Annotated in this window: 13 protein-coding genes; 6 read left to right on the forward strand and 7 right to left on the reverse strand. The window is 72.3% G+C overall.

Going from position 1 to position 17016, the window contains the following annotated elements; translation table 11 throughout:
- Positions 1-9: 9 nt before the first annotated feature.
- From GON04_RS27220 to murB, 3 genes are all read right to left on the reverse strand, one after another.
- Complete coding sequence (locus tag GON04_RS27220; protein ID WP_198349388.1) at positions 10-3741, reverse strand: translocation/assembly module TamB domain-containing protein; 3732 nt, start codon at positions 3739-3741, stop codon at positions 10-12.
- Positions 3738-5558, reverse strand: a complete 1821-nt coding sequence (locus GON04_RS21995; RefSeq protein WP_157400121.1) for an autotransporter assembly complex protein TamA — start codon at positions 5556-5558, stop codon at positions 3738-3740. The genes GON04_RS27220 and GON04_RS21995 overlap by 4 nt, the downstream gene beginning before the upstream one ends.
- A gap of 105 nt (positions 5559-5663) precedes the next feature.
- Positions 5664-6719: a UDP-N-acetylmuramate dehydrogenase gene (gene murB, locus GON04_RS22000; RefSeq protein ID WP_181653783.1), complete on the reverse strand. Its 1056-nt coding sequence runs from the start codon at positions 6717-6719 to the stop codon at positions 5664-5666.
- Between the two features lie 49 nt (positions 6720-6768).
- Here murB and GON04_RS22005 point away from each other — a divergent pair, with 49 nt between their 5' ends.
- The 4 genes from GON04_RS22005 to pstS all read left to right on the forward strand — a co-directional run bounded on the left by GON04_RS22005 (position 6769) and on the right by pstS (position 10721).
- Positions 6769-7254: a YajQ family cyclic di-GMP-binding protein gene (locus tag GON04_RS22005; protein ID WP_157400123.1), complete on the forward strand. Its 486-nt coding sequence runs from the start codon at positions 6769-6771 to the stop codon at positions 7252-7254.
- A 7-nt stretch (positions 7255-7261) separates the two neighbouring features.
- Entirely contained in the window at positions 7262-7906 is a 645-nt protein-coding gene (locus tag GON04_RS22010; RefSeq protein ID WP_338051032.1) for a retropepsin-like aspartic protease family protein, read from the forward strand.
- The gene (locus tag GON04_RS22015; protein WP_157400124.1) at positions 7906-9516 is read left to right on the forward strand and encodes an MFS transporter; all 1611 of its coding nucleotides are present in this window, start codon (positions 7906-7908) and stop codon (positions 9514-9516) included. The genes GON04_RS22010 and GON04_RS22015 overlap by 1 nt, the downstream gene beginning before the upstream one ends.
- 92 nt (positions 9517-9608) lie before the next feature.
- A complete protein-coding gene (gene pstS, locus GON04_RS22020; RefSeq protein WP_157400125.1) occupies positions 9609-10721 on the forward strand; it encodes a phosphate ABC transporter substrate-binding protein PstS in 1113 nt (370 codons plus the stop codon).
- Here pstS and plsY read toward each other — a convergent pair.
- From plsY to GON04_RS22040, 4 genes are all read right to left on the reverse strand, one after another.
- On the reverse strand, positions 10666-11298 hold the full coding sequence (gene plsY, locus GON04_RS22025) for a glycerol-3-phosphate 1-O-acyltransferase PlsY (RefSeq protein WP_157400126.1): 633 nt from the start codon (positions 11296-11298) through the stop codon (positions 10666-10668). The two genes, pstS and plsY, sit on opposite strands and share 56 nt — an antisense overlap.
- A 40-nt stretch (positions 11299-11338) precedes the next feature.
- The gene (locus GON04_RS22030) at positions 11339-11833 is read right to left on the reverse strand and encodes an aminoacyl-tRNA deacylase (protein WP_157400127.1); all 495 of its coding nucleotides are present in this window, start codon (positions 11831-11833) and stop codon (positions 11339-11341) included.
- A gap of 9 nt (positions 11834-11842) precedes the next feature.
- Entirely contained in the window at positions 11843-12904 is a 1062-nt protein-coding gene (locus tag GON04_RS22035; protein WP_157400128.1) for an aldo/keto reductase, read from the reverse strand.
- Between the two features lie 132 nt (positions 12905-13036).
- The gene (locus GON04_RS22040) at positions 13037-14956 is read right to left on the reverse strand and encodes an acetate--CoA ligase (protein ID WP_232533165.1); all 1920 of its coding nucleotides are present in this window, start codon (positions 14954-14956) and stop codon (positions 13037-13039) included.
- A 26-nt stretch (positions 14957-14982) separates the two neighbouring features.
- Between GON04_RS22040 and GON04_RS22045 the strand changes: the two genes are divergently transcribed.
- Both GON04_RS22045 and GON04_RS22050 read left to right on the forward strand, forming a co-directional pair.
- Positions 14983-15888: an alpha/beta fold hydrolase gene (locus GON04_RS22045; RefSeq protein ID WP_157400129.1), complete on the forward strand. Its 906-nt coding sequence runs from the start codon at positions 14983-14985 to the stop codon at positions 15886-15888.
- 156 nt (positions 15889-16044) lie between these two features.
- The gene (locus GON04_RS22050) at positions 16045-16974 is read left to right on the forward strand and encodes a hypothetical protein (protein WP_157400130.1); all 930 of its coding nucleotides are present in this window, start codon (positions 16045-16047) and stop codon (positions 16972-16974) included.
- Positions 16975-17016 lie beyond the last annotated feature (42 nt).

The following is a 17016-nucleotide window of genomic DNA, read 5'->3' on the forward strand; positions in this document are numbered from 1 at the left end:
GACCTGCGGCTAGTCGTACTGGAAGGTGAAGATCAGGTCGAGCGCGCCGCGCTCGCCCGCCTCGGCGCGCACCTGCACCCGCCGCGACAGCTCGTAGTACAGGTACAGGGAACCCAGCGCAGTGGACAGGCTGCGCTCGTACGAGGCGTACAGGTTGCGCCCGATCCGCTTGCCCAGCGTCACGGCCGGACCCTCGGCCGCATCGCGGCGGATTCCCACTTCGTCCAGCCCCAGCAGCTGCGCCGGTCCCCGGCCCGTGCCGCCGCCCGCGCGGCGCTCCAGCAGGGCCAGCGCCGCCGACTGCAGCACCGCGGCCTCGGCGCCGCCCGACGCCGCCGGCCGCCCGAGCACCAGCCAGGCCAGCTTCTCCGCTTCGGGCAGGTCCGGATCGGCGTACAGGCGCACGAACGGCAGCTGCGCCGTGCCAGTGACCTGCACGCCGACCTTCTGGATCAGGTGCGGCCGGATCGCCAGCACGTCCAGGGCCGGGTTGTCGGCCGGGCCGGTGAAGCGCAGCACGCCGCGTTCGATGTCCAGCCGCTGGCCGTAGGCCTGGTATTCGCCGCCGACGGTGCGGACCTGCCCGACCATCTGCGGCTCGGCGAGCGATGCACCGGAAACCACCAGCGCGCCCGCCAGGCGGGTCGAGATGCCCTTGCCGGTCACGCGGAAGTCGTCACCGAAATCGAGGTTCACCGCCAGCGTGAGCTTGCGGGCACCGCCCTCCGCGGCCGCCTCGGGCGTGCGGCGCTGCGGGCCCAGCGCCACGCCGGGCGGCAGATTGCGCACCGCAACGTCCTGGCCCAGGCGTGGCGTGGCCTCGTCCGGCAGGGTGATGCGGGCGCGGTCGATGCGCAGGTCGCCGCGCACCTGGGCAGCCTCGGCATCGACGCCGGCGGCGATCGTGCCCGACAGCGTGAGCTCGCGGTCGCCGCGACTGCTGGCGCGCAGGCGCTCCAGCCGCGCCGTCACGGCGACCTGCGGACTGCCGCCGCTCCAGTTGGCCTCGCCGCTGCCGCTCAGCGTGCCGCCGTCGTCGCCGGCACCACGCAGGACCAGTTCGTCGACCACCAGCCGGTGCGCCTCCAGCCGGGCGCGCAGCCGGCCGTCCTGCAGCGCGACGCCGTCGACCACCGAGCGCAGGGCGACGTCGTCGGCCCGCAGCGATCCGCTCAGCGCGGGCTCGCCGCGCGTGCCGGCCACGCTGATGTCGGCCGCCAGCGAGCCGCGCAGGCGCCAGCCCGGCGGGGCCAGCAGCGACCACACGCCCAGGCGCGGCAGCTGCGCGTGCACCGTGCCCGACAGCGGCGCATCCTGCGGCCAGGTCCAGGCGTTGTCGCTGCGCGCCAGGCGCGTGACCAGACGCGCGTCGGCGCTGCCGGCCCGTTCGGAGTCCCAGCGCAGGGCGAGCGTCACCGCATCGCCTTCGCTGTCGAGCGTCAGGCGGGCCTCGCGCACGCCGGCCTGCACGCGCGCCGGGTGGCCGTCGGCAGTCTCCGCCAGCACCGACAGATCGCCGCGCGCGCGCACCACCGACGCGCGCAGGCGCAGGGTGTCGGCCAGCTGGGCATCCCATTGCGCATCGACCACCATGTCACCGCCCAGCGTGGTCCCCGCCAGCTGGGCGCCGGCGAACAGTTGCAGCCAGGCGAGCGGCACGCCGCTCAGGCGGCCGGCCGTGCGCAACTGGCCGGCGCGCCAGCGCAGCGGGTCCCAGGCCAGCGATGCCTCCGGCGGCGTTCCCGGGGCCGCCGGCGCGACCAGGCCGGCCTCGCCCGCATCCAGGTCGAGCTGGCTGGCAGCCCAGCGCAGGGCCACGGGACGGCGCAGCACCAGCCGCCAGACGCCCTTCCCCAGCGCGCTGTCGCTGGCCGCCAGCTGCAGTGAGGCGACCTCGCCCTGCCAGGCGTCGGCGCCGCGCCGGCCACCGCGACCGGCGAGTTCGACCGTCGCTTCGCGCGTGGCCTGCTGCGCCTTGGCCCGCAGTTCCAGCCGGGCATCGGCCAGCCGGCCGTCGACCTTGGCCTGCAGGTCCCGCACCGCCCATGCTGCCGGCTGGCCGGGGGCGCCCGGCGCCGTCAGCAGCGGCACGGTCGCCGTGGCCTGCACGGTGGGGTCGTCCCAGCCGCCTTGCCAGCCGAGCTGGACCTCGGCCCGGCCGTCGAGCGCGAGCGCGCCGATCGCCGGCGGCAGGCCGGGCAGCTTCTGCAACCAGCGTTGGGCCTGGCCGATGGCGGTGGCCGACAGCCGCATGGTGCCGCCTCCGCTGCCGGGCGCCAGCGACCCCACGCCCCGCACCCGCATCCCCGGGGCCTCCAGGTCGATGCGGCCGCGGCCGGAGCGGCGCGACGGCCGCAGGTCCAGCGCCGCGTCCAGCCGGGCGTCGGCCGTCCGGGCCACCAGGGTCTGCAGCGAGAGCTCGCCGCCGGCCCAGCGGCCCTTGGCCGCCAGCGACCGCACTTCCAGCGGCCCTGCTGCCGCCGCGAGCCCGTTGGTGGCGGGCGGCGCGGCATCGGGAGCCTCCAGCGTGGTGTCGAACGTGATCGCCGGGCCGTTGGCCCGCACGGTGGCGCGGCCGCTCAGGGGCAGCGCCGACAGCATCCCGTGCAGGGCAGCGGGATGGACGCCGGTGAGCGTGCCGTCGACCTGCCAGGCCGCCTCGCCCTGCCACTGGCCGCGCGCCTGCAGCCGGCCGCCGCCCACCCGCGCATCGAGCTCGCGCACCAGCACCGTGCCCGGGGACCGCCAGTCGCCTTCCAGACGCAGGCGCTCGACCGGTGCCCGCCGCTTGTCCCAGGGCCCGGGCAGCGCATTGCGCAGGTCGGCGCTGATGACCCAGGTCTCGGTTCCCTGCGGGCGCACCGACACCCGCCCCGACAGCGACGTGGTCGGCGCCTGCGGCCAGAGCGCGCCGGCGTCCAGGCCCTGCAGCTCGGCCTGGGCCGTCGCGACCGGCAGCTCGGCGAAGGGCGTGACGCGGGCATTGGCCACCAGCCGGGTGCCGGCCGCCGCGGCCGACCCCGGCTCGCCCTGCACCCGCAACTGCGCATCGAAGCCCGCCAGCGGCCCGCTGGCCGTGGCATCGAACACCAGCGGCAGCGGCGCCTTCCCACCCGGCACGGGCGCCACGATGCGGCCCTGCAGCGAGGCCAGCAGCGGCAGGCCCTCCCCGGCGCCCAGCCGGACGTCGCCGCGGTAGTGCCCATCAAACACGCGCAGGTTGCGCAGCGCCAGGTGGTGCTCGGTGCCGTCCCAGCTGTAGCCGGCGGACACCTCGAGCAGGGCAACCTCGGGCGGACCGGCCCACTCCAGCCGCCCCAGCGCCAGTTCGCCGATCGCGACCTGGATGGGCAGCGCCACCGACGCGGGCGGCTGCGGCCGGGTGCCCGAGGGCGGCCGGCGGTCCTCGATCCGCACCACGGCCGCGGTCAGGCGGTCGAGCCGCAGCACGCCCTGCAGGAGCGCCAGCGGCTGCCAGGCCAGTTCGACCTGCCGTGCCTCCGCCGCCAGGCCGTCCTGCTGCCACGCGACCCGGTCGGCCTGCAGGCCGTGCCGCAGGTCGCCGCGCACGCCTTCGACCACCAGCGGCTGGCGCCGGGCCACCTGCTCCAGCACGAAGCGCGCCGAGCCCTCGGTGCCGGACCACAGCCACAGGGCGGCGGCGACCGCCAGCACGAGCAGGACCAGCCCGAACAGGGTTCCCAGCAGCCAGCGCAGGACACGCACGCGTCGCTCCTTCACCAGTAGATGGTGCCGAGGTTGATGTGCAGCCGGTAGTGCTGCGGCTGCACTCCGTAGGCCAGGTCGACCTGCAGCGGTCCCAGCGGGCTGCGCAGGCGCACACCGACACCGACCCCGACCGAGGGCCGGAAGTCGGTGGGGTGGTTGGCCACCGCGCCGGCGTCCACGAACGCCACGCCTTCGAGCGGCGTGTCGACCCCGCCGCGACGGATCGGCTGCTGGTACTCGATGCTGCCGACGGCCATGAAGCGGCCGGGCACCACCTGGCCGTTGACCCGCTCACCGATCTCGCGCAGCGCGTAGCCGCGCACCGAGGTGTCGCCGCCGGTGCGGAACAGCTGGGTCGCGGGCACGCGCGCGCTCTGCGCGGCCAGCACGCTGCCGCCCTCGAAGCGCCACTGGATGCGGCCGCGGCCCACCGGATGGATCTCCACCCAGCGCAGCACCGTGCGCTGGAACGGGCTGCGGCTGCCGGTGAGCGTGACGCCGCCGCCGAGTTCGGCGCCGGCAAAGAAGCCCAGGCTGGGGTAGGGAATGCGGTCGAAGTAACGGCCGTTCCAGATGTAGTTGGCGCTCAGCGATTTGCCGTCGCCGGTGTCCTCGGGCGGCGGCGCACCCTCGGCCGCCGTCACGTCGGCGTTGTCGTACTGCAGGTACACGTTGCGGTCGATGCGCTCCTCGGCGCGCGTGCGCCCCACCCGCAGGCGCTGGCCGTGGGTGACCAGCGCTCCGTCGTCGAGCCGCTCGACGCGCGCCGACACACCCCAGCGCCAGCCGTCCTCGCCCGGCACCGCGTTCAGCTCGGTCTGGAAATAAGGTGACTTCTTTTCCAGCTGCAGCTTGGTGACGGCGCGCCAGCCGATGCCCGGCACCTGGTTGTGCGTGTATTCGATCGAGCTGCGCGGCCCGCTGTCGGTCGACAGGCCGACGCCCAGCACCACCTTGTGCAGCGGCGCCTCGCGCAGCGTGACCTGCACCGGCGCCGCCTCGGGGTCGGCGGCCGGGTCGACATAGATGTAGGCCGAGTCGAAGTAGCCGCTGCCCACCAGCCGCGCCTGGGCGCGCTGGATCTCCTCCTGGTCGTAGATGGAGCCGCGCGGCAGCCGGGCAATGCGCGGCGCCAGTGCCGGGTCGTAGCGCTGGATGCCCGTGACCTGCATCGGGCCGAGGCGAAACAGCGGCCCGGAATCCAGCCGCAGGCCCAGCGCGGCGCGGTGGTCAGCCGCGTCGATGTCGGCCAGGCTGTAGCTCACCTTGCCGGCCGGGTAGCGCCGCATCACCAGCTCGCGCATCGCCTGCGCCTTGGCGTCGTCCCAGCGGTCCTGGGTGAACGGGCGCCCCACCGGCAGGGTCCAGGTGTCACGGATGCGGCCGCGCTGGATGATGGCGTTCGGCTCCTCGGAGGCCTTGATGTCGCCCTCGAACTGGATGTCGATGCTGCCCACGGTGGTCTGCGGTCCCGGCGCCACGTCCACCACCACCGTCGGCACGCCGTCCGGCCCGCCGGGCTCCTGGCGCACGTCGACCCCCGGTGCGAAGTAGCCCAGCGTGCCGAGCAGCTCGCGGGCGTCGCGGTCGGTCTGCCGGGCCAGCCGCGCCAGCTCGGCTTCGTCGAGGTCGCTCACGGCGCGGTAGCGCCGCAGGTCCAGGTGCTGTTCCAGCAGCTTGCGGATCTCGTCCGGGGCGCGGACGTCCAGCGTGAACGCCGGGCGCACCGGCTCCCTGGTCTGGGCGCCGGCGGACGCGGTGGCGAAACAGGCGCAGGCGATGGCAAGCCGCAGCCCGTGCTCAAGCCGGGCGCGCAGGCCGGGAGTCATCGCTGCTCATGGTCTTGTGGTGCGGCGGTTGCCTGCCGCCATGATGCAGAGGTTGCCGGGACCGCCTCGTAGGCCGCCACCGACACGCTGCCGATGGGCCCGCCGTCAGACCACCACCGGCTCGGGCTCGAGGCGGATGCCGAATCGCTCGTACACGCTGGTCTGGATGGCGCGCGCCAGGGTGACCACCTCGCCGCCGGTGGCGCCGCCGCGGTTGACCAGCACCAGCGCCTGCTTCTCGTAGACGCCGGCGTTGCCGACCGACTTGCCCTTCCAGCCGCAGGCGTCGATGAGCCAGCCGGCGGCCAGCTTCACGCTGCCGTCGGGCATGGGGTAGTGCACGATGCCCGGCTCGCGGGCGATGATGTCCGTGCACTGCTCGGGCGTGACGGTGGGATTCTTGAAGAAGCTGCCGGCGTTGCCGATCACCCGCGGATCGGGCAGCTTGGCGCTGCGGATGGCGCACACCCAGTCGAAGATCTGGCGCGGCGTGGGGTGGCGGATGCCGGTCTCGGCCATCTTGCGCTGCAGGTCGGCGTAGTCGATCACCGGCTTCCAGGGCTTGGGCAGGCGCAGCCGCACCCGCAGGATCAGGGCCCGGCCGGCCAGCCCCATGCCGCGCGAGCCGCCCTCGGCGGCGTCGGCCGGCGGGTGCTTGAACACCGAGTCACGGTAGCCGAACGCGCACTGGGTGGCGTCGAGGGTGAACGGGCGCCCGGTCTGCAGGTCGATGGCGTCCAGCGACTCGAACCGGTCCTGCAGCTCGACCCCGTAGGCGCCGACGTTCTGCACCGGCGAGGCGCCCACGGTGCCCGGGATCATGGCCAGGTTCTCCAGGCCCGGGAAGCCCTGGTCGAGCGTCCAGGCGACGGTGTCGTGCCAGTTCTCGCCCGCGCCGACCTCGACGATGGTGGCCCGGGGGCCGTCGTCCAGCACCCGCCGGCCGGCCACCTCGACCTTCAGGACCAGCGCCCGGACGTCCCCGGTCAGCACGATGTTGCTGCCGCCGCCGAGGATGAACGTGGGCCGCCCGGCCAGCGCCGGGTCGGCCAGCAGCTGGACTACCTCGGCCTCGCCGCGCACGCGCACGAGCTCGCGCGCCTTGGCCACGATGCCGAAGCTGTTGTGGGGCGCCAGCGAAACGTTCTGCTCCACGACGATCATGGGACAATTGTGGCCCAACCCACCCGCGATCCCGAGGTCCCTGCCGATGCCGTCCTTCGATACCGTGTGCGAACCCAACCTGGTCGAGGTGCGCAATGCCGTCGACAACACGGCCAAGGAAATCGGCACCCGCTTCGACTTCAAGGGCACCTCGGCCGCCATCGAGCTCAAGGACAAGGAGATCACCCTGTTCGGCGACGCCGACTTCCAGCTGACGCAGGTCGAGGACATCCTCACCAGCAAGCTGGCCAAGCGCAACGTCGACGTGCGCTTCCTCGACCGCGGCAAGGTCGAGAAGATGGGGGGCGACAAGGTCAAGCAGGTCATCAAGGTGCGCAGCGGCATCGAGACCGAGCAGGCCAAGCGGGTCCAGAAGCTCATCAAGGACAGCAAGCTCAAGGTGCAGGCGTCCATCCAGGGCGACAGCGTGCGCGTCACCGGCGCCAAGCGCGACGACCTGCAGGCCGTCATGGCCCTCATCCGCAAGGACATCGACGATCTTCCGCTGTCGTTCAACAATTTCCGCGACTGAGCGCCCCGTGCCGCGCGCCGTCCCGCTGGCCTCCTGGCTGCTGCTGGCCTGTGCCGCAGCGCAGTCGCAGACCGTCGCGGTCCAGGGCATGCTGGGCGGCAAGCCGCTGCTGGTGGTCGACGGCGGCGCCCCCAAGACCGTGGCGGTCGGCGACACCTGGAAGGGCGTCAAGGTGGTCTCCACCGCCGGCGACCAGGCCGTGCTCGAAGTGGGCGGGCGGCGCCAGACCCTGCGGGTGGGCGAATCGCCCGGCAATTTCGGCGGCGGCCCGGCCCGCCCCGGCGGCAGCCGCATCGTGCTGAGCGCCAGCAGCGGCGGACATTTCACCAGCGAGGGCAGCATCAACGGCCGCGCCGCGATGTTCATGGTCGACACCGGCGCCACCCTGGTGGGCCTGGGCGCGACCGACGCCGAGCGGCTGGGCATCGACTACAAGGCCGGCCAGCCGGTGCGCATGTCCACCGCCAACGGCGTGGTCATGGGCTGGCAGGTCAAGCTGCCCAGCGTGCGGCTGGGCGACGTCGAGGTGCGCGAGGTCGACGCCGTAGTGGGTTCCGGCTCCATGCCCTACGTGCTGCTGGGCAACAGCTTCCTCGGCCGCTTCTCGATGCGGCGCGACAACGAGCAGATGGTGCTGGAGCGCCGCTACTGATGCCTGAAACCGCCCCGGGAGCCGTCACGACTGCGTCGCCGCCGCGCGACTCCGCCCTCGAGCCGCTGTCCAACCCGGTGTTCCGCATGCTGTGGTTCACCTGGCTGGCGGCGAACACGACGATGTGGATGAACGACGTGTCGTCCGCCTGGCTCATGACCACCATTGCGCCGTCGCCGCTGTGGGTGGCGCTGGTGCAGTCGGCCTCCACGCTGCCGGTGTTCTTCCTCGGCCTGCCCAGCGGCGCGCTGGCCGACATCCTGGATCGCAAGCGCTATTTCATGGCCACCCAGTTCTGGGTGGCCATGGTGGCGGTGGTGCTGTGCGGCGTGATCCTGGCCGACGAGATGACGGCGCCGCTGCTGCTGGCCCTGACCTTCGCCAACGGGGTCGGCCTGGCGATGCGCTGGCCGGTGTTCGCGGCCATCATCCCCGAGGTGGTGCCGCGGGCGCAGCTGGCACAGGCGCTGGCCCTCAACGGCATCGCGATGAACGGCTCGCGCATCATCGGCCCGCTGCTGGCCGGCGCCATCATCGCCGGCGCCGGCAGCGCCTACGTGTTCGTGCTCAACGCCGTGCTGTCGCTGGTGGCCGGCTTCACCATCATGCGCTGGCGGCGCGAGCACCACGAGAGCCCGCTCGGCCGCGAGCGGCTGACCAGCGCGATGCGGGTGGGCGTGCAGTTCGTGCGCCAGTCCAGCCGCATGCGCGCCATCCTGCTGCGCATCGCGCTGTTCTTCCTGCATTCCACCGCCCAGCTGGCGCTGCTGCCGCTGGTGGCGCGCGGCCTGCCCGGCGGTGCCGCCAGCACCTACACCATCCTGCTGGCCTCGATGGGCTCGGGCGCCATCGTCGCCGCTCTGAACATGCCGCGCATCCGCGCCGCGCTGCCGCTGCAGCGGCTGCTGCTGGTGGGCATGACCCTGCAGGCGCTGGGCACGCTGGGCGTGGCCTACGCACCCGCCCTGTGGCTGGCCGTGCCGGCCATGATCGTCTCGGGCGCGGCCTGGATCTCGGTGGCCAACTCGCTCACCGTCGCCGCCCAGATGGCGCTGCCCGACTGGGTGCGCGCCCGCGGCATGTCGATCTACCAGATCTGCATCATGGGCGCCACTGCCAGCGGCGCGGCGTTCTGGGGCCAGATCGCCACCGTCTTCAGCGTGCGCGACGCCCTCTCGGTGGCGGCCTTCAGCGGCGTGTTCCTGATGGTGGTGGCGCAGCGGCTGGTGGTCGACCGCGGCACCGAAGAGGACCTCACGCCCTCGCAGGTCATCCGCGTGCCCGACATCCCGCGCCCGCCCGAGTCGGGCCGCATCCGGCTGTGCGTGGAATACCTCATCGATCCGGCCCAGAACCAGGCCTTCCTGGCCGTGATGCAGGAAAGCCGGCGCAGCCGCCTGCAGCAGGGCGCGCTCGACTGGCAACTGCTGCACGACGTGTCGGACCCGACCCGCTACGTCGAGCAGGTCACAGACGAATCCTGGACCGAGCACCTGCGGCGCTTCGACCGCCTGACCGCGGCCGACGCCCTGCTGCGCGACCGCCGCCTGGCCTTCCACACCGGCGACGGCCCGCCGCGCGTGATGCGCTACGTCGTCATGCAGGACTGAGTCCTGCCGCGCCGCGACCCAGCGGCGCCGCGCGGTCCCGGCTGCTGCCGCGCCGGCGCGCACACCCGATTCACAAGAAGGAGGAGTTTTCCATGCGTATTGCCTGCGTGCTTGCCGCCCTGGCGTTTCCCGTGCTCGCACACGCCCAGTCCGCCCCGGCCATCCGCGGCGCCGGCGCCACCTTTCCCGCCGAGGTGTATGCCGCCTGGGGCTCGGGCTATGCCCGCGACAAGAAGGTGCCCCTGCAGTACCAGGCCGTCGGCTCGGGCGAAGGCGTCAAGCGCATCACCTCCCGCCAAGTCGACTTCGGCGCCAGCGACGAACCGATGGCCGCGGCCGAGCTGCAGAAGAACAACCTGCTGCAGTTCCCGACCCTGGTCGGCGGCCTGGTGCCGGTCTACAACCTGCGAGGGGTCAAGCCGGGCGAGCTGCGCCTGAACGGCGCAGTGCTGGCGAAGATCTTCGCCGGCCGCATCAAGGCCTGGAACGACCCGGAACTGGCCGCCCTCAACCGCGGCCTGGCCCTGCCGGCACGGCCCATCCACCGCGTGGTGCGCGAGGAGGCGTCGGGGTCGACCCGCACGCTGGTGCGCTACCTGGCACGCCACGACGCCAGCTGGGAACCGCGCATCGCGCTCAAGGTCGACTGGGCCGGCGAAGCGCAGGCGGTGCGCGGCACCAAGGGAATGGCCGAGGCGGTGAAGGCCACCGAAGGCGCCATTGGCTACGTCTCCTACCAGGAAGTGGTGCGCCAGTCCCTGTCGGCCGCGCAACTGCAGAACCGCAGCGGCGCCTTCGTCCTGGCGGGCGAACGCAGCATCCAGGCGGCGGTGGCGGCCAGCGACCTGTCGCGCGGCGACGAGACGGCGAACCTGGTCGACGTGGCCGGCCCCGAGGCCTGGCCGCTGACCGAGACCACGTTCGTGCTGCTTCCCAAGACCGTCACCGACCCGGCCCAGGCCAAGCGCACGCTGAACTTCTTCTACTGGGTGTTCGCCCAGGGCGACCAGATGGCCTCGGACACCGGCTTCGTGGCACTGCCCACCCGCATCCAGGCACGGCTGCTCTCGCGCTTTCGCGAGATCACCGGTCCGGACGGGCGTCCGATCGAATTCCTCGGCGCCCAGCCCTGGGCCACCGAGTACGCGTTCAACTGGTTTTCTTCGCGCCCAGCCGCGACTCGGTCCCGGCCAGCAGGCGCTTGATGTTCGCGCGGTGGCGCCAGGCCAGCAGCGCGGCCATGACGAACAGCGCCGCCGCGACCTCGGCCTCGGCGTACCAGGCGATGCCCTTGCCCATGAGGTAGTAGACGGGCGCGAACACGGCCGCCACCAGCGACGCCAGCGACGAGTAGCGGAAGAAGAACGCGACGATCAGCCAGGTCGCGGCGGTGGCCAGGCCCAGCGCCCAGTGGATGCCGAACACCGCGCCCAGGAAGGTGGCCACGCCCTTGCCGCCCTGGAAGCGGAAGAACACCGGGTAGAGGTGGCCGAGGAACGCACCCAGCGCCACCAGGGCCACCGTGCCCTCGTCCAGCCCCCAGCGCTTGCCGACGGTGCGCACCAGCAGCACCGGCACCAGGCCCTTCATCGCGTCGAGCAGCAACGTGACGACGGCGGCGGCCTTGCTGCCGGAGCGCAGCACGTTGGTGGCGCCCGGGTTCTTGCTGCCGAAGGTGCGCGGGTCCGACAGGCCCATGACGCGACTGACGATCACGGCAAAGGCCAGCGAGCCCAGCAGGTAGGCGGCCAGCGCGGCAATGGAGGGGTACAGCGAGCTCATCGGTCGACGATTCTGCCAGCGCCGGGCCCGGGTCGGCCGATCAGGTCTCGTCGAGCGCGCAGCGCACCGGCCTGGCGTCCAGCAACTGCACGCAAACCTGCGGGTCGATGCCCACCAGGTAGCCGCGCCGGCCGCCGTTGATGGCGATGCGCGGCAGCCCCAGGATGGTCTCCTCGACGTAGACCGGCATCGCCTTGCGGGTGCCGAACGGCGAGGTGCCCCCCACCAGGTAACCGCTGTGCCGGTTGGCGACCTCGGGCTTGCACGGCTCGACCGACTTGGCCCCGATCTGGCGCGCCAGGTTCTTGGTCGAGACCTTGCGGTTGCCGTGCATCAGGACGATCAGCGGGCGGGCCTTCTCGTCCTCCATCACCAGCGTCTTGACCACGGTGAAGGGATCGAACCCCAGCACCCTGGCGCTGTGCTCGGCCCCGCCGTGCTCCAGGTACTCGTAGGGGTGCTCGGTGAACGGCACCCCGCGCGCCTTCAGCAGCGCCGTGGCCGGGGTCTCGCTCACGTGCTCCTTGCGGGCCATGGTGCGCCTTCAGACGGCGGGGTCGCGGATCTCCCAGCGCACCTTGTCGATCTCGGCCAGCAGTTCCGGCGCCAGCGTGGTGCCCCAGGCGTCCAGGTCCTCGTCGAGCTGGGCCAGCGTGCGCACTCCGATGATGGTGCTGGCGACCTGCCACTTGGTGTAGCAGAAGGCCAGCGCCATCCGGGTCGGCGTCAGGCCGTGGTCGCGCGCCAGCTGGTTGTAGCGGCGCGCGGCGGCCAGCGCCTCGGGCCGGCCCCAGCGCTGCTTGCGCACCGACTCGAACTTGCCGATGCGGGCGTCGCGCGGCGTGTCCGGGCCGTCGGTGCCGCACAGGTCGTACTTGCCGGTGAGCAGGCCGAAGGCCAGCGGCGAATACGCCAGCAGCGACACGTCCAGGCGGTGCATGGTCTCGTCCAGGCCGTTCTCCAGCCCGCGGCTGACCAGGCAGTAGACGTTCTGCACCGTTGCCACGCGCGGCAGGCCGTGCTGCTCGGCCAGGCGCACGAACTCGTGCACGCCGTACGGGGTCTCGTTCGACAGGCCGATGTGGCGGATCTTGCCGGCCTTGCGCAGCCGCTCGAAGGCTTCCAGCTGCTCGTGGATCGAGGTCTGGGTGCGCTCCTGCTGCGGGTCGTAGTACATGGAGCCGAACATCGGCACGTGGCGCTCGGGCCAGTGGATCTGGTAGAGGTCGATGACGTCCGTCTGCAGCTGGCGCAGCGACTTCTCGCACGAGGCGACGATGTCGCTGGCCGTCATGCCGACGCCCTCGCGCACCCAGGGCATGCCGCGCGAGGGACCGGCCACCTTGGTGGCCAGCACCACCTTCTGACGCGCCGCCGGGTTCTTGCGGAACCAGTTGCCCAGGATGGTCTCGGTGGCGCCGAAGGTCTCGGCGCGGGTGGGCACCGAGTACATCTCGGCGGTGTCCAGGAAGTTGATGCCGCGTTCCAGCGCGCGGTCGAGGATGGCGTGGGAATCGGCTTCGGACACCTGTTCACCGAAGGTCATGGTGCCCAGGCAGATGGGGGTGACGCGCAGGTCGCTGGCGCCGAGCGGGACGAGGTTCATGGAGGAAGACTGGCAGGGCCGGAACGGCGAAGCTGCGCAGAATAAACCAACCCGCCGGCCCGCCGTCCCCGCCCTGCCCGAAGGCCCTTCCCCGGTGATCCTGCGCGGGCCGGGTCCGCCGCGGCCGAGGCCTCAGCCCGCAGCGCGCGCCCTTTCTTCCTCCTGCAGCCGCAGCACGCGGCGCTGCACCTTGCCGGTGGTGGTCATGGGCAGCGCCTCGATGAACTCGATCTCCTTCGGATACTCGTAGGGCGCCAGCTTGCCGCGCACGTGCTGCTGCAGTTCGGCCACCAGTTCGTCGCCCGGCCGATGGCCCGGCGCGAGGACGATGTAGGCCTTGACCAGCGCGCCGCGTTCGCGGTCCGGCTTGGGCACGACGGCGGCGTTGGCCACTGCCGGGTGCTTGACCAGGCAGTTCTCGATCTCGCTCGGGCCGATGCGGTAGCCGGCGGCCTTGAACACGTCGTCGGCCCGGCCCTGGTACCACAGGTAGCCGTCGGCGTCGCGGGTGGCGAGGTCGCCGGTGCGGCACCAGTCGCCGGTCGACTTGCGGCGCGTGGCGGCCTCGTTGCGCCAGTAGCCGAGGAAGAAGATCGGATCGGGATCGCCGTGCACGTCGTAGCGGTTGACGGCCACGTCACCCGGCACGCCGACCGGGCATTCGTTGCCGTCGTCGTCGATGACGGCAACCCGGTGCCCGGGATAGGGCCGGCCCATGCTCCCCGGACGCGCCGGCCAGCCCACGGCGCCGGTGAAGGCCGTCAACCTGCCGCCGGGCCGCCCCAAGGCAGGTTGGGCCCCCTCGGGGGGCAGCGCACCACGCGAAGCGGGAAGCGTGGGGGCCCAGGTCATGCTGCAGTTGCCGACCACGTAGTTGATCTCGGTCTGGCCGAACATCTCGTTGACCGCCACGCCCAGCTGGTCGCGGCAGTAGGCGAACACCGCGTCGCCGACCGCCTCGCCGGCGCTCATGATGGCCTGCAGCTTCAGCCGGAACTGCCGCCGCGGCTCGGGATAGGCCTTCATCATGGCCTTGAGCGCCGTCGGGAACAGGAAGGTGTGCGTGACGCCGTGCTCCTGCAGCAGGGCGAAGGCGGTCTCGGGGGCGAAGCGTCCGTTGTAGGCGACGATGGGGCGGCCGAAGTAGAGGGACGGCAGCAGGGCGTCCATCAACCCTCCTGTCCACGCCCAGTCTGCCGGGGACCAGAACACTGCCGTGTTCTGGTCGTCCCCGGCGCTGGGCGCTTGCCATGGCTTGACGCCCGCCCCCTCCCCTTCCCTGCCCCTCGCGGGGGAGGGTGTGACAGGCGTGGGGGTCCCATCGACGCGAGAGGCCGAGAGTGTTGGGTCGAAGCCGAACCAGTTCTGGCTGCAGACGAAGCCGGGCAGGTTGCCGATCAGCGCGCGGTGCGGGATGAGCGCGCCCTTGGGTGGGCCGGTTGTGCCGCTGGTGTAGATCAGGACGGCACCTTCGTCGGCCTGGGTGGGGACGGCGGCGAAGGTCGACGGCTGGCGCGCGAGTTCGCCCCCCCAGTCCAGGTCGGCCTGCAGGGCGGCGGCGTCCACGCCCACGATGGTGCGCAGCGCCGGGCAGTTCGCGCGCACGGCCAGGATGTTGGCGATGGAACTCTCGTCGACCAGCGCCACCACCGCCTCGCTGTCGCGCAGCCGGTAGTCCAGCGCCTCGGGGCCGAACAGCATCGACAACGGCATGGCGATGGCGCCGAGTTGGAAGATCGCCATGTAGGCGATGGCGGTCTCGAAGCGCTGCGGCATCACCAGCGCGACGCGGTCGCCGCGCTGCACCCCGAGGCCGGCGAGCACGCGGCTGAGCCGGTTGGCCTGTGCCTGCAGCGCGCCGAACGTGAGCACGCGGCCGTTGCCGGCCGCCCCGTGGGCGCGGATCGCGATGCGGTCGGCGCCGTCCGGCCGCTCGGCCCAGCGCGTGCAGCACACCTGAGCGATGTTGAACTGCGCCGGCACCGACCAGCGGAACGCTGCATGCATGCTCGCGTGGTGGTCGGCGTTGTCGCTGCCTTGACTGACCGGCATGGGCTCCCCTCCTATGATCGGCCGCAATGTACCAACCCCGACGTACGTCGCGCAGCGAGTTTGTCCCGATCCGCCACCTGCGCTACCACGTGCGGGTGTGGGGCGAGCCCCGGCCGGGCCAGGTGCCGCTGGTCCTGGTGCACGGCTGGATGGACGTGGCGGCGTCCTGGCAGTTCATGGTCGACGCCTTCGCGCAGGACCGGCACGTCATCGCACCCGACTGGCGCGGCTACGGCCTGACCGAGACGCCGGTCGTCGACAACTACTGGTTCCCCGACTACCTGGCCGACCTCGACTGGCTGCTGGACCACTATGCACCCGGCCAGGCGGTCGACCTGGCCGGGCACAGCATGGGCGGCAACATCGCCATGCTGTACGCGGGCGCCCGGCCGCAGCGCATCCGGCGGCTGGTCAACCTCGAGGGCTTCGGCATGCCCGCCACCCGCCCGGCGCAGGCGCCGGGGCGCTATGCCAGGTGGATGGACGAGCTGAAGGCGCTGCACCGCGGCGAGCTGGTGCTCAAGACCTACGACGACGCCGACGGCGTCGCGCGCCGGCTGATGAAGACCAACCGGCGCCTGTCCGCGGACAAGGCCGCCTGGCTGGCGCGCCACTGGGCCCGGCAGGGGGCCGACGGCCGTTGGCAGATCCTGGGCGACCCGGCCCACAAGATCACGAACGCCCAGCTGTTCCGGGTCGACGAGGTGCTCGAGCTGTACCGCCGCATCACCGGCCCGGTGCTGTGGGTCGAGGCCAGCGACGACAGCCTGTCGCAGTGGTGGGAGGGGCGCTTCACCCTGGCCGAATTCCACCAGCGGCTGGCGGCGGTGCCCGACCTGCGCAAGGCGGTGGTCCAGGACGCCGGCCACATGCTCCACCACGACCAGCCGCAGGCACTGGCCGCCGTGGTCGAGCCCTTCCTCGACGGCTGAGCCAGGGCCGGAGCCACGGCTGAGCGTGACCCGTCCGCCGCGGGGGGCGGTGATTGTTCACGGAAATGCCGGGCGAAATGTCGGTCTGCGACAGGCGCTGGCGTAGGAGGCCTCCTACCCATAGACTCTCATCCGTAGTTAACAAGGGTGACTCGGATGAGCAGGAAGTTCTGGTCGCTGCTGCTGGCAGCGATCCTCGCGCCTTGCGCCGCGCCTGCGATGGCCGCGGATGAGACGGAGCAGGGCCTGGCCACGCTGTGGGAAGTGCTGTGGCACCAGAGCGGCACGCCCACCCGCATCGTGCGCTGGGAGAACGAGATCCGCCTGCGCCTGACCGGCGTCGACCTGCCCCAGCACCGCGACTACATCCTCAACGCCCTGCGCACCGTCACCGACGAGGCCGGCGTGCGCCTGGTCGACGTCACCGACCAGCCCAATGCCACCCAGCTGGCCAACCTCAAGGTCGAGGTCACGCCCGACACTGCCCTGGAGGACAACCAGCCCTGCGTCACCTACCTCGACTTCCGCAGCGAGGACAAGGTCGACACCGCCAGCATCCAGATGCGCAGCCGCGACGTGTACCGCTGCGCGTACCACGAGGGCATGCACCTGATGGGCGTGCGCGGCCATCCGGCCGGCAAGACCGTGCTGAGCTACTTCCCGGTCAAGGTCGACGGCCTGCTGCCGCTCGACCGGGTGATGCTGCGTGCCTGGTACTCGCCGCGCATGAAGGGCGGCATGACCCCCTTCGAGGCCCTGCCCGTGCTGGCCGACGAGCTCGTGGCCACCATGCCCGACAAGGCGACGGCCGCCCAGACCCGCGACCGCTTCTTCGCCAGCACGATGGACCAGATGCAGGCCTACGCGGCCGGCAAGGGCGACATTCCGTCCATCGTCAAGCGCTCGGGCAAGTCGACCGACGAAGGCATCCGCCGCGGCCGCAGCGAGATGAGCTATTTCCTGGGTGTGGCGTACTTCGAGGGCACGACCGTGGCGGTCGACCAGAAGCAGGCGCTGTCCTGGTTCGAGCGCGCGGCCAGCGCCGGCAACCGCGGCGCGCAGGCCTGGCTGGGCAACCGCCGCTGAGCCGGCACGGCCCCGCGGGGCCATGCCACGGATGAGCCTGGT

It is taken from the genome of Ramlibacter pinisoli (assembly GCF_009758015.1).
Lineage (GTDB): Bacteria > Pseudomonadota > Gammaproteobacteria > Burkholderiales > Burkholderiaceae_C > Ramlibacter > Ramlibacter pinisoli.